Here is an 11,381-nt window from a genome sequence, read left to right on the forward strand (position 1 = left end):
AACCGTGGCGGATCCGGAAGCCGCATGCGCGGGCATAGGCTGAGCGCATGGCAGGGGGCACGCGCGCGACGATGCGGGACGTCGCATCACTGGCCGGCGTCTCGGCGAAGACGGTATCGAACGTGGTCACCGGCACGGTCTTCGTGCGCGAGGACACGCGCGAGCGCGTCGAAGACGCGATGCGCAAGCTCGACTTCGTGCCCAACCTGAGCGCCCGGAGCCTGCGCAACGGCCGCTCCGGGGTCATCGCGCTCGCCCTCCCCTACCTCGCGACGTCGTTCTCCGCCGAACTGCTCGACCACATCGTCCAGGCCGCCCGGCTGAAGGGCTTCGCTGTGCAAGTCGAGCAGACCGGATCCGAACCGCGCCGCGAACGCGAACTTCTCTCGCGCGCCCGTGCGCACCTCGTCGACGGGCTGATCCTGAACCCCATCCGGCTCGAGGACAGTGCCCTCACCGACGAGGACCGGCAGCTGCCGGTGGTGCTCATCGGCGAGGTCGAGCACCAGCTCGTCGACCACGTGGGGATCGACAGCGTCACCGGGGCTGCCGAGCTGACGCGGCACGTGATCGCCCGTGGCGCGCGCCGGATCGTCGTCGTCGGCGGCGACGACCAGCACGCGATCGCGACCGCCACCAGCCGGCTCCGCCTGCAGGGGGTGCGCCAGGCGCTCGCGGAGGCCGGGCTCCCCGCGGACCCGCGCCTGACGGCGAACCATTCGGACTGGACGATGAGCGGGGGCGCGTCCGCGATGACCGAGCTGCTCGATCGCGGCGTGCCGTTCGACGCCGTCCTGGCTTTCACCGACTCGCTCGCCGCCGGCGCCCTGCATGTCTTGCACAGCCGCGGGATCCGCGTCCCGGAGGACGTGCTCGTCACGGGTTTCGACGACGTGGAGCTCGCCCGCTTCACCGATCCCGCCCTGTCCACGGTGCAGATCGACCGGGCCGCCTTCGCCGCGGCCGCGGTCGACCTGCTCGCCGAGCGGATCGCGGATCCGACCGGAACCCCGCGCACGATCACTGTGCCGCACCGGCTCATCGTGCGCGAGAGCACCGGCGCCGCTCCGGCCGGCTGGACCGCAGGGCGCTGACCGCGCTCCCGGGCGGGACTGGGCGACAACTCCGTGACCGGTCTCGGAAGCCTCTTGCGCACTTCATTTCATCGATGTAATGATGTCGGCATCCCCCGATCGTCCACGAAGGAGTGACGATGACACCAGCTCTCGATCTGAACCGGCGGCAATTCCTCGGCGCCGCGGGCCTCACCGCGGGCGCCGCCCTGCTCGCCGGATGTTCCCCGTCCTCGGCTGCCGCGTCGGGCACGCGCACACTGCAGTTCTGGCACCTGCTGTCGGGCGGCGACGGCGTCACGATGTCGGGCCTGCTCGACGGCGTGAACAAGGCGCAGTCGGCCTACCGCATCCGCCCCACCGTGCTGGCCTGGGGCACCCCTTACTACACGAAGCTCGCCATGGCCGCGGCCGGCGGCCGGGCCCCCGACGTTGCGATCATGCACGCCACCCGCGTGCTCGGCTGGGCGCCCGGCGGCCTGCTCGACGCCTGGGACACCGGGCGTCTCGCGGACCTCGGCGTGGACGCCTCCACCTTCTCGGATCCGATCTGGAAGAAGGGCGACGTCGACGGCAGGCGCCTCAGCATCGCGCTCGACGCGCACCCCTTCGTGCTCATGTACAACACCGACGTCTGCGGCAAGGCGGGTGTGCTCGAGGCGGACGGGCGCCTGAAGGAGGCGACCAGCCCCGAGGAGTTCCTCGCGATGGTCGACGCGATCGCCGGCGTCACCGGCGGGCACGGCCTCTCCTACGGCTATCTCGGCGACGGCTCCCAGATGTGGCGGCTGTTCTACACGCTGTACACCCAGCACGGCATCGAGATGGACATGCCGCAGGGCGGCTCCGCCGTGATCGACAGGGACGCCGCCGTCGCGTCGCTCGAGTTCATGCAGAAGCTGCTCGACGGCAAGAGGGCCGCGAAGCAGGCCGACTACGGCACAGCGGTCGCGGAGTTCGCGACGGGCAAGAGCGGAATGTTCCTCAGCGGCGTGTGGGAGCTGCGCACGATGCAGGCCGCGAAGATCCCCTTCGACGTCGCGATGATCCCGCCGCTCTTCGGCACCCGCGCGGTCTACGCCGACTCGCACTCCTTCGTTCTGCCGCACCAGTCGCACCCCGATGCGGCGGGCCGCGATCTCGTGTACCGCTTCGTGGCGGACATGCTGAAGGGCTCCTTCGGCTGGGCCGAGGCCGGGCACGTCCCCGCGTACCTGCCGGTCACCGAGTCCGCGAAGTACGCGAAGCTGCTCCCGCAGGCGCACTACGCGGAGGCCGCGAAGTACGTGCGCTACGACCCGCCCGCGTGGTTCACCGGATCCGGATCCAACTTCCAGGGCCAGTTCGGCGCCGCCGCGCAGCCCGCCCTCCTCGGCGGAGGCAGCCCGGCCGATGCCATCACCCGTTTCGAGGCCGCCGTGAAGCGCTTCCTCGCCCAACCCAATCCCGCCGATCCGGAAGGAGCACGGAGATGACCACGACGGCCCCCACCACCACGACCATCGTCACCGGCCGCGCGGCGACCCGAACCACCCGGCGCCACGCGGGCGGATCCCACCGCGGCGAGCAGCTGATCGGCTGGGTCTTCCTCGCGCCGTTCCTGGTGGCTTTCGCGCTGTTCCTCGCCTGGCCGATCCTGCAGGGGCTCTATCTGAGCTTCACCGACCAGTCCCTCACCGGATCCGGGGGCGGCTTCGTCGGGCTCGCGAACTACGTCGAGGCGCTCAGCGACCCGGTGATGTGGGGAGCGTTCGGCAACACGGCGTGGTTCACCCTGCTGTCCACGATCCCGCTCGTCGTCATCGCCCTGCTCATGGCGGTGCTCGTCGACCGGGGCCTGCCCGGCCAGTGGCTGTGGCGGCTGTCGTTCTTCATGCCGTACCTGCTGGCGTCCACGGTCATCTCGCAGATCTGGATCTGGATCTTCAACCCGCAGATCGGTGCGGCGAACAACGTCCTGAAGGCCTTCGGTCTCGAGCCGATCGCCTGGCTGCAGGATCCGAAGATCAACATGCTCGCGATCGTGATCGCGACGGTGTGGTGGACAGTCGGCTTCAACTTCCTTCTGTACCTGGCCGCCCTGCAGAACATCCCGCAGCAGCAGTACGAGGCGGCGTCGCTGGACGGCGCCGGCGGCTGGCGGCAGTTCACCTCGATCACGCTCCCCCAGCTGGGACCGGCGACCACGCTCATCGGCCTGCTGCAGATCCTCGCATCGCTCAAGCTGTTCGATCAGGCGTACCAGATGCTCGGCGGCCTCTCCAGCGACACCACCCGATCGATCGTGCAGTACATCTACGAGACCGGCTTCGTCGGATACCGGTTCGGCTACTCTGCCGCCATCTCGTACGTGTTCTTCGCGATCATCATCATCCTCGGCGTCGTGCAGGCGCTGATCACCCGTCGGCGGAAGGACGCCCGATGACCACCGCGACCCGCACTCTCGTCGCCCCGGGCGCTGCGCGCGCTCGCACCCGCCGGCCGATCGGCCGCCGGTTCACCGTTCTCACCGTGCTCGCCTTCGCGGTGCTGCTGATCCTCGCGATCGGGTGGCTGCTGCCGTTCCTGTGGGCGGTCGCGACCGCGTTCAAGACCGAGACCGATGCCGCCTCCGGCGACCCCGGCTGGATCGGCGCGAGCGGTCCGAGCGCCCAGGCGTTCGGCTCGATCCTCTCGCAGGGCAACGTCTACCTCTGGGCGTGGAACAGCCTGTGGACCGCGACCGCGGTCACCGTGCTCACCGTCACGATCTCGGCCCTCGCCGCCTACGCGTTCTCCCGGCTCGACTTCCGCGGCCGCAAGTGGCTGTTCGTCGTCATCGTCGCGGCGATCGTCGTGCCGCCGCAGGTGCTGATCATCCCGCTGTTCTACGAGATGCTCGCCTTCAACCTGGTCGACACGCACTGGGGCCTGATCCTGCCGCAGGTCGTGGCACCGGCGATGGTCTTCATCCTGAAGCGCTTCTTCGACGCGATCCCGATCGAGCTCGAGGATGCGGCGCGCGTCGACGGCGCGTCGAGGTTCCGGGTGTTCTGGTCGATCGTGCTGCCGCTGTCGAGGCCGATCCTCGCCTCCGTCGCGATCTTCGTGTTCATCGGCGCCTGGAACAACTTCCTGTGGCCGTTCCTCGTGATCAACGACACCAGCCTGATGACGTTGCCGGTCGGCCTGCAGACCGTCATCAGCGCTTACGGCGTGCAGTACGCGCAGGTCATGGCTCAGGCCGTGCTCGCCGCCCTGCCGCTCATCATCGTGTTCCTCCTCTTCCAGAAGCAGATCGTCAAAGGGGTCGCGACCAGCGGCTTCGGCGGTCAGTGACCCGACCCGAAAGGATCCCCATGGCCCACGCCCGCATCACCGTCTCCCGAGACTTCACGATCGCCGACGTCCCGCACCGCCTGTTCGGCCAGTTCGTCGAGCACATGGGCCGCTGCGTCTACACCGGCATCTACGAGCCGGGCCACCCGGCCGCGGACGCGCGCGGCTTCCGCACCGACGTGCTCGAGCTCGTGCGCGAACTCGGCCCGACCGTGGTCCGCTACCCGGGAGGCAACTTCGTCTCGGGCTACCGCTGGGAGGACGGCGTGGGCCCGGTCGCCGATCGTCCGGTGCGCATGGACGGCGCCTGGCACACGATCGAGACGAACGCGTTCGGCCTGCACGAGTTCATGGACTGGTCGCGCGAGGCCGAGGTCGAGGTCATGGAGGCCATCAACCTCGGCACCCGCGGCGTCGAGGAGGCGCGCGCGCTGGTCGAGTACGCCAACCACCCCGGTGGTACGTACTGGTCGGATCTGCGCCGCCGCAACGGCGCAGAGGATCCGTTCGGCATCAAGCTGTGGTGCCTCGGCAACGAGCTGGACGGCCCCTGGCAGATCGGCCACAAGACCGCGCACGAGTACGGCCGGCTCGCGCAGGAGACCGCCAAGGCGATGAAGCTCGTGGATCCGACCATCGAGCTCGTGGCGGTCGGCTCCTCCAACCGGGGGATGCCCACCTTCGGCACCTGGGAGCACACCGTGCTCACGCACGCGTATGACGAGGTCGACTACATCTCGATGCACGCGTACTACCGCGAGAAGAACGGCGATGCGGCGTCGTTCCTCGCCGAGGGCGTGGAGATGGACATGTTCATCGACGGCGTGATCTCGACGATCGACGCGGTCAAGGCCGCCGGCAAGCACAGCAAGCAGGTGGACATCTCCTTCGACGAGTGGAACGTCTGGGACTTCGACCGGTTCAATGACGTCGAGGAGGGCGAGGTGGCCGCGGCCGGCTGGCGCGAGCACCCCCGCCTCATCGAGGACACGTACAACGTCACCGACGCGGTCGTGGTCGGCACGTTCCTGCACAGCCTGCTACGGCACGGCGACCGTGTGAAGATCGCCAACCAGGCCCAGCTCGTGAACGTCATCGCTCCGATCCGCTCCGAGGAGGGCGGGCCCGCCTGGCGGCAGACCATCTTCTGGCCGTTCGCACGGATGGCGCGGATGGCGAAGGGGCGGATCATGCGCCTGGCGATCTCTTCGTCGCAGGGCGCGACCGCGCAGTACGGCGACGTGGACGAAGTGGACGCCGTCGCGACGTGGGATGAGGCGTCGGGACGGCTCGCCCTGTTCGTCGCGAACCGCTCGCTGGACTCGGAGGCGACCGTCGACCTCGCCCTGCACGGACTGCGCGCGACCGCGGTCCGCTCGGCCGAGGTGCTCACCGTGCCCGAGGACGGCGACCGGCTCACCGCGAACCTGGAGCAGACGCCGGACGCGGTCGGCCTGCGCCCGCTCGAGGGCGTGACGCTCGACGACGGCGCGGTGCACCTCACCCTGCCGGCGCTGTCGTGGTCGGCGGTGGAGTTCGAGGTCGCCCGGAGCTGAGCCGGCGCGCCGGGAGGGGGCGACCGCAGGCACGCCTGGCGGTCGTTGAGCGAGCCGACACTCCGGGGTCGTTGAGCGAGCGAAGCGAGACGAAACGCGGTGCCCTCGCGAGAGCGCCGCGTTTCGTCTCGGTCGTCGCTGCGCTCCGTCCTCGCTCAACGACCCCCGGGAGGGAACCACCACCTTCGGCGTCCGCGCTCAACGCCCCCGAAGGCGTCACAATGGCGGGCTCAGCCCAGGGGGTCCGCCAGCAGTCGTTCGAAGGCGGCGTCGGCAGCCCCGATGAGCAGGCGGTCCGCGCCGAGTGCGGCCGCGGAGATCTCCAGCCCCTCGGCCGACGCGGCGAGCGCACGCCGGCGCACCTCGGCATCGAAGGAGTCCGGATCCAGATCCCGCAGGATCGCGAGGAAGCCGCCCAGCACGATCATCGCCGGGTTCAGCACGTTGACGGCGTTGCCCAGGGTGGCCGTGAGGATGCGGCGCTGCCGTGCGGCCTCGGCGATCGCCGGCCCCTCGTCGGCAGCGCCGAGCGCCGCACGGAGCTCGACGTCGTCGGGCGCGGCGAGGCCCGCGGCCTGGACCAGACGGGCCCGGTTCACCTCGTCCTCCAGCACTCCGCCTTCGGCGCGCCGGTCCGCGGCATCCGCCACGCTCGCAGCGGTCTGCCCCCACTCCCCGGCATACCCGCCGACGCCCCCGATGAGCCGTCCGTGCAGGATCAGCCCGCCGCCGATACCGCTGGCACCGCCGTTCAGGTACACGACGTCCTCGTGCTCCCGTGCCGCGCCGAAGAGCCGCTCGGCCCGCGCGCCGAGCGAGGCGTCATTGCCCACGACCACGTCGATGCCGAGAGCTGCCGCAAGCGGCCCCGCGATGTCGGCATCGCGCCAATCCAGGTGCGGGGCGAACCGCACCAGCCCGTCCGAGGCGCGCACCAGGCCGGGCACCGCGACGCCGATGCCCTCGATGCGGCACCCGCGCAGCGCTCCGTCGCGCCATTCGCGCACGACGTCGGTCACGATCCGGACGACGTCCGCGACCTCGGGCTGGTCGGCGGGGATCCGCACCCGCTCTCGCACCGCGCCGCCCAGCGCGACCGCACCGATCTCGACGGCGTCGATCTCGGGGTTGACGCCGATGGCGACGACGCCGGGGCTCGGTGCGACGACCGGGGAGGGGCGCCCCACCCGGCGCGTGGGATCGGGCTCGTGCTCCTCGACGAGACCCGCCTCCACCAGCCGTCCGACCAGATCCGAGACGGTGGAGCGGTTCAGCCCCGTCTCCGCCGTGATGACGGCCCGCGAGCGCGCACCCGCATGGTGCACGAGGCGCAGCACCTCGGCGAGGTTGGTGCGCCGCACCCCCTCGACGGTCGTGGCGCGTTCGTTCATGCGGCGTCTCGCTTCCTGCACGCGGTGGGACTCCAGGCTACCGATCGCCGTGGTCCACCAGCGCAGGCGCGTACTCGAATCGAGTGATGCGCACCTCGCCGCGCGGCTCGGCACCCGCGCTCGTCGCGTGGATGCCGACCCAGAGCCCCAGGAAGCCGCCCGTGGCGGACGCATCCAGCTCGCGTCCGTCCGCCACGGCGAGCTCGGTCTCTCCGTGCCGGAGCGAGTACGCGTATCCGCGCCCGCTCAGCGCGAGCTCGACCTCGTCCGCCGCGGACAGCGCCCCGAGACCGCGCTGCTGCCGGTCGCCGGCGCGGCACTCCTCGGATGAGAGCCGTAATCCTTCCGCCGTGCGGGTCACCGCGAGTGCCACGTGATCGAGCTCCGACTGCCGCAGCACCAGGCCGGCGCTCTCTCCCTCGGCGAGTCCGCGCACCTCCAGCACGCAGCGCACGTCGACATCCGCGTGCTGCTGCCGCACGCCCAGGAACGCCGGCGACGACGGCTCGTGCAGCGTCGCAGCGCGCACCGGCAGCCTCCAGGCGTCGCCTTCCGCGACCGCGACCTGGGAGGGCAGGGCGCGCAGCGCGGTCCACCGAGGGTCCGATGGCACGACGACGCCGGCGATGCGGTCGTCCGGCTGCCACTCCCCCGGCGTCGGCTCCTCCAGCGCCCAGGGGATCCGCACTGTGGCGGGAAGGCGCCCTTCGCCCGGCGCGAAGACCGGCCAGCCGTCCTCCCACACGACCGGACACAGGAAGGTCTCCCGTCCGAGCGGGTAGTGGTGCCCGTCGTCCGCGCGCATCGCGAGCATGACGGCGAACCACGATCCGTCCGCCGCCTGCACGAGATCCGCATGCCCAGCGCCGATCACCGTGCTGGTCCGCCCCAGATGCCGATGGGTGAAGACCGGGTTGGCCCGGTTGCCGACGTACGGCCCGGTGACCGCGTCGGCGCGCGCCACGCTCACCGCGTGGTGGAACTCGGTGCCGCCCTCGGCTGCGAGCAGGAACCAGCTCCCGTCGATGCGGTACAGATGCGGGCCCTCCGCCCAGACCGCGCCGTGCACGGCACCGCGCCAGATCACGTGCTCCTCGCCCACGAGTGCGCTTCGGTCCGGCGCATACTCCCGCACCCAGACCTCGGTCTGGTCGTGCCACTCCGGATCGGCGGCCAGGCGGGTGCCGTGCAGCCACACGCGCCCTCCGTCGTCGAACGCGATCGACGGGTCGATGCCGGCGACGTCGAGCAGCACGGGATCGCTCCACGGCCCTGCCGGGTCGCTCGCGGTGACGAGGAAGTTCCCGCCCCGGGACGGATCCTCCCGGTCGACGAGCGTGCACACGACCCAGTACAGCCCCAGCCCGTGCCGGATCGTCGGCGCGTACAGTCCGCCGGAGGATCCGATGCCCTCGAAGTCGAGCATGCCGGGGCGGTCGATCACGTGCCCGATCGTCTCCCAGCGCGCCAGGTCGCGCGAACGCAGCACCGGCAGGCCGGGGAGGTACTCGAACGTGGATGTCACGAGGTAATACCACTCGCCCACCCGGCAGATCGACGGGTCCGGATGGCATCCGGGCAGGATCGGATTGGCGACCTCGATCACGCGCTCGACACCGTCACCAGACGGGCGTCTGCGGCGCCGACCTCGTGCACGTCGCCCGTGAGCTGCACCGGCAGCGACGCCGTGGCAGCGCCGGGGAGCACGCGGTGCGCACGAGCGCGCTCGTTCGAGATCGCGCCCCCGGTGACGCCGGCGACTTCTTCGCCGTCGTCGGGCGCTGGAGCGGACGCCTCTGCATGGGCGGCAGCCCACACCCGCACCTCCCCCGGTTCCACGACGCGGGTCAGGGTGCGGTCGGAGAACGCGAAGCGCGCCGCGGGAACCTCGAAGCGCAGCGTGCGGCGCTCGCCCGGATCGAGCTCGACCCGCCCGTAGCCCAGCAGCTGCGCGACCGGACGGGTGACGCTCGCCACCATGTCCCGCCCGTACAGCTGCACGACCTCGGCCCCGCGGCGGGCGCCCGTGTTCGCGACCGTCACGGTCGCGGTGAAGGAGCCGTCCGTGCGGGCCTCGGCGGAGGCGGTGAACTCCTCGTAGGCGAAGCTCGTGTACGACAGCCCGAATCCGAACGGCCGCAGCGGGGTCGGATCCGTGGAGGTGACGTCGGAGGGGCCGCCCAGGATCGGATGCAGGTAGCTGTAGGGCTGGGCCCCCGAGGACCGAGGCAGGCTCAGGGGCAGTCGCCCTGACGGCGAGGACGCGCCGGTGAGCACATCCGCGATCGCCGTGCCGCCTTCCTCGCCGGGGAAGAAGGCCTGCAGCACCGCCCCCGGACGCGCGGCCCCGTCGTCGAGCGCCCAGTCGATCGCGTAGGGACGGCCCGAGAGCACGACCATGACGACGGGCGTTCCCGTCGCGACCACGCGCTCGACGAGCTCGCGCTGCACGCCCGGAAGGTCCAGCGACTCCACGTCGTTGCCCTCGCCGACCGTGCCGCGGCCGAAGAGGCCGGCCTGGTCCCCGACCACGACGATCGCGACGTCGGCGTCCGCGGCGGCCCGCTCGGCCTCGGCGAGCCCGATGCGGTCGGAGCCTTCGACCTCGGATCCGCGCGCGTGCACGATCTGAGCCCTCGGGACGGCGGCGGTCAGCGCCTCGCGAACCGTGGGCATCTCGATGCCGAGCTCGTAGCCCGGGTGGTGCGCCAGCACGTGGTTCGCGAAGGAGTAGCACCCCTGCAGCGCCTCAGAACGATCGGCATTCGGCCCGATGAGCGCGATGCGCCGTGCCGTCACCGCGAGGGGCAGCACGCCGTCGTTCGACAGCAGCACGAGCGATTCCGCGGCCAGCCGGCGGGCGACGTCGCGGTGCCTCGGCGTGTCCAGGTCGACGCCTGCGGGGGGCGCGTCGTCGAAGACATCGGGCTCGAACAGCCCGAGCTGCTCCTTCTGGGCGAGCACCCGGATGACGGCGCGGTCGAGGTACGTCTCGTCGAGCGCACCGCTGCGCACCCGGTCGACGAGGGGTTCGAGATACGCGTCGCCGGAGGGCAGCTCGACGTCGATCCCGGCCCGCAGCGCGAGCTCGGCGGCCTCGCCGCGGTCGGCCGCGACGGCATGCATGACCTCGAGGAACGCGATCGCGAAATAGTCCGCCACGACGACGCCGTCGAACCCGAGCCGCTCCCGGAGGAGCCCCGTCAGCAGCGCCGGATCCGATGCGACAGGAACGCCGTCGATCTCGGCGTAGCTGTTCATGACGCTGCGCACACGGCCATCCCGGATCGCCATCTCGAACGGCGGCAGGAAGACGTCCGCGACCTCACGCGGCCCGGCGGACACCGGGGCGTGATTGCGCCCGGCACGTGAGCCGGAGTACCCGAGGAAGTGCTTGAGCGTGGCGTGCACGCCGGCGGACTGCAGGCCCTGGACGTAGGCGGTTCCCACGGTGCCCACGAGGTACGGATCCTCGCCGATGCACTCGTCGACACGCCCCCAGCGAGGGTCGCGCACCACGTCGAGCACCGGGGCGAGCCCCTGGTGGATGCCGAGGGTGCGCATCGACTCCCCGATGAGCGCGCCCATCTCGGCGACGAGCTCGGGGTCGAACGAGGCGCCCCAGGCCAGCGGCGTCGGGAAGCTCGCTGCCTTCCACGCGGCAAGCCCGGTCAGACACTCCTCGTGCACGAGCGCCGGGATGCCGAGGCGCGTCTCGCGCTTCAGCCGGCGCTGCTCCGCCCACAGCCAGGCCGCGCGCTCAGTGGGCTCGACGGGCCGGGTGCCGTAGACGCGGGTGTAATGGCCGATGCCGTCGCGGGTGATGCCGGCCAGCGTGTCGTGGCGCCCCGCGGCCGCCATCTCGTTCTGCAGCGGCGCCACCACCTCACCGCCCTGATCGAGCCAGTACCCGACGAGCTGTGCGGCCTTCTCCTCGAGGGTCATCTGCGCGAGCAGCGCCCCGACCCGCTCGGAGGCGATCGGGAAGGCCGGGACCTCCTCCGTCGCGACAAGGCCCTCCGTGGTCGTGTCCGAAGTCATGC

General features: G+C 71.3%; 8 protein-coding genes. 5 read left to right on the forward strand and 3 right to left on the reverse strand.

Annotated features, from left to right (window positions below; all coding sequences use genetic code 11):
- The first annotated feature begins 47 nt into the window (after positions 1-47).
- The 5 genes from AB4078_RS09415 to arfA all read left to right on the forward strand — a co-directional run bounded on the left by AB4078_RS09415 (position 48) and on the right by arfA (position 5,947).
- Positions 48-1,094 (forward strand): LacI family DNA-binding transcriptional regulator, encoded by a 1,047-nt coding sequence (locus AB4078_RS09415; RefSeq protein WP_441976897.1) that lies wholly within the window; start codon positions 48-50, stop codon positions 1,092-1,094.
- 119 nt (positions 1,095-1,213) lie between these two features.
- Positions 1,214-2,548: an extracellular solute-binding protein gene (locus tag AB4078_RS09420; protein ID WP_441976898.1), complete on the forward strand. Its 1,335-nt coding sequence runs from the start codon at positions 1,214-1,216 to the stop codon at positions 2,546-2,548.
- Complete coding sequence (locus AB4078_RS09425) at positions 2,545-3,498, forward strand: carbohydrate ABC transporter permease (RefSeq protein WP_440734236.1); 954 nt, start codon at positions 2,545-2,547, stop codon at positions 3,496-3,498. The genes AB4078_RS09420 and AB4078_RS09425 overlap by 4 nt, the downstream gene beginning before the upstream one ends.
- Positions 3,495-4,391 (forward strand): carbohydrate ABC transporter permease, encoded by an 897-nt coding sequence (locus AB4078_RS09430; protein WP_441976899.1) that lies wholly within the window; start codon positions 3,495-3,497, stop codon positions 4,389-4,391. The genes AB4078_RS09425 and AB4078_RS09430 overlap by 4 nt, the downstream gene beginning before the upstream one ends.
- A 20-nt stretch (positions 4,392-4,411) precedes the next feature.
- Positions 4,412-5,947 (forward strand): arabinosylfuranosidase ArfA, encoded by a 1,536-nt coding sequence (gene arfA / locus AB4078_RS09435; protein WP_441976900.1) that lies wholly within the window; start codon positions 4,412-4,414, stop codon positions 5,945-5,947.
- Positions 5,948-6,177: 230 nt separating this feature from the next.
- Here the strand turns inward: arfA and AB4078_RS09440 are convergent, their stop codons facing one another.
- From AB4078_RS09440 to AB4078_RS09450, 3 genes are read right to left on the reverse strand one after another with little or no spacing between them, the layout of a single operon-like run.
- Positions 6,178-7,338, reverse strand: a complete 1,161-nt coding sequence (locus AB4078_RS09440; protein WP_441976901.1) for an ROK family transcriptional regulator — start codon at positions 7,336-7,338, stop codon at positions 6,178-6,180.
- 37 nt (positions 7,339-7,375) lie between these two features.
- Positions 7,376-8,944 (reverse strand): family 43 glycosylhydrolase, encoded by a 1,569-nt coding sequence (locus tag AB4078_RS09445; protein ID WP_441976902.1) that lies wholly within the window; start codon positions 8,942-8,944, stop codon positions 7,376-7,378.
- Positions 8,941-11,379: a glycoside hydrolase family 3 N-terminal domain-containing protein gene (locus AB4078_RS09450; protein ID WP_441976903.1), complete on the reverse strand. Its 2,439-nt coding sequence runs from the start codon at positions 11,377-11,379 to the stop codon at positions 8,941-8,943. The genes AB4078_RS09445 and AB4078_RS09450 overlap by 4 nt, the downstream gene beginning before the upstream one ends.
- Positions 11,380-11,381 lie beyond the last annotated feature (2 nt).

This window comes from Microbacterium sp. 2MCAF23 (assembly GCF_052115565.1).
Classification (GTDB): domain Bacteria; phylum Actinomycetota; class Actinomycetes; order Actinomycetales; family Microbacteriaceae; genus Microbacterium.